The 1717-nt window shown below is 73.0% G+C and carries 1 protein-coding gene and 1 pseudogene; one reads left to right on the plus strand and one right to left on the minus strand.

Annotation, left to right across the window (positions count from 1 at the left end; all coding sequences use genetic code 11):
* Positions 1 to 195: 195 nt before the first annotated feature.
* Entirely contained in the window at positions 196 to 930 is a 735-nt protein-coding gene (locus tag ACGFZK_RS29390) for a GPP34 family phosphoprotein (RefSeq protein WP_030390041.1), read from the minus strand.
* A gap of 186 nt (positions 931 to 1116) precedes the next feature.
* Between ACGFZK_RS29390 and ACGFZK_RS29395 the strand changes: the two are divergent.
* Positions 1117 to 1717: pseudogene (locus ACGFZK_RS29395) on the plus strand (hypothetical protein); the annotation flags it as partial.

Consider the following 1717-nt stretch of genomic DNA (forward strand, 5'->3'; position numbering starts at 1 on the left):
GTCCCCTCCCGCCCCCCCAGGGGGGGGGCGCGGGGGGGCACCGCCCCAAACCCCCGCGGGGGGGGGGGGGGCCCCCGCCCACCCGCCCCCCCCCCCCCCCGCGCTGGCGGCTGCCCGGACCGGGTCCTCGCGGACGTCGGTCTCGGCGGTGGCGTTGCGATGGTGGTGCGATGGTGGTGCGATCGAGCGGGTGGATCAGTGCGCGGCCGCGCGGGCCATCGCGCCCGTCCGGCGCGGCTGCAGCGGGACGCTGCTCGCCGTGGCCCGGGCCGGCGGTGCGGGTGCGCGGTCACGGCGTGGCTGTGCGGCCACACCGTTCTGGACGTCCATCACGGCGTGCGCCACGAGTCCGCCCATCGGGTCGTGCCGGATCAGGTCCCGCAGTCGGGACCTGGACGACCGCCCCTCGTTGCCGGGGTACAGGTGCTTGCCGAGTCCGACCGCGTGGGCCAGTGCGGCGAGCGCCGCGGTCCGCGGGTCCGGCGGTACGCCGGTGCGGATCGCACTGTCGAGCCGGGCTCGGATCTCCCGGCTGATCTCCGTGTCCGTCGCTTGGTAGCGAGTCGTCGGCAACACTCCGCACATTTGTCCCGCAACGGCATGAACCATGCCGCAGCGCTCCAGATGTGCGAGGTAAATCTGACGGAGCCCCAGCCGGGGTCCGCCGATCCAGTGGACGGCCCGTACCGGGCTGCCGCGCCTGCGCAGCAGTTCCAGTGCGGAGTCCAGAGTCGGATCTCCTGTCGGCCGTGGCATCACCACGGCGATACGATCCCCATCAGGGGCTATCCGTCCTGCCAGAGCCAGCTCCACTAGCTGTGCCCCGGCCAGGCCGAGGTCGAGCGACTGCGGCTGCGCCGTGGTACCCGTGGCCGGGTCCAAGGCGAGCAGCAGAAGCTCCTCCGGAATTGTTCTGCGGCTCCTGCCCATCCATGCCTCCCCGCGTGGATGAGTGACAGGGTGACGCCTCTCACATTCATCTGTCGAGAGCGCGTGGCCGCTTTGTGGGGGAACCCGCAGCTATGTCGTTCTCGTCTCGCACGGGGGCGATGCCCCCGAGACGGGACACTGTTAGACATTCGGACAGCCGGACGTGGCGGCGATGGAGGAGGAACGGTGGCGGGCGAGTCCCCCGACAAGTCGGTAGATGAAGGAGCGCCGGGGGCGGCGGAGTCGTCCGCGGGGCGCGATCCGAGGCTGTCGGTGTTCCGGCCGCGGGATCCCGAGGGCGGCGGGGTCGCTCGCGTCGGTGACGGCGGCGACGGAGCCGTCGAGCCCGAGCCCGAGCCCGAGCCCGAGCCTGAAGCTGAGGGTGAAGCGGACGTCGAGGCCGAGGCCGGAGCCGGCGAGCGGGATGCGCTGCGGGATGCGGTGGCGGCCTGGGTGGCCTCCGCCGAGGACGCGGATGCGGACGCCGAGGCTGGACCGGGTGAGGCCGAAGGTTCCGCTTCGGTGGAGGACGGGGCCGCCGCGGACGAGGCCGACGCCGTCGTGTCCGGCACGCCGGAAGCCCGTAAAGAGGAGCCGAACTCTGATTCCGCTTCTGCTTCCGGTTCTTCCGATTCCGATTCCGATTCGGACGCGCCCCCGGCCGTGGACTCGCCCGTGGACAGCGAGCGCACCGCCGTGTTCCGGGCCGTGCAGCCGGACTCCGCTCCGGCTCCGGCTCCGGCGGCCGAGGTCGAGAAGCCCGAGGTCGAGCAGCCCGCGGACAGTG

The organism is Streptomyces sp. NPDC048257, assembly GCF_043201855.1.
GTDB lineage: Bacteria > Actinomycetota > Actinomycetes > Streptomycetales > Streptomycetaceae > Streptomyces.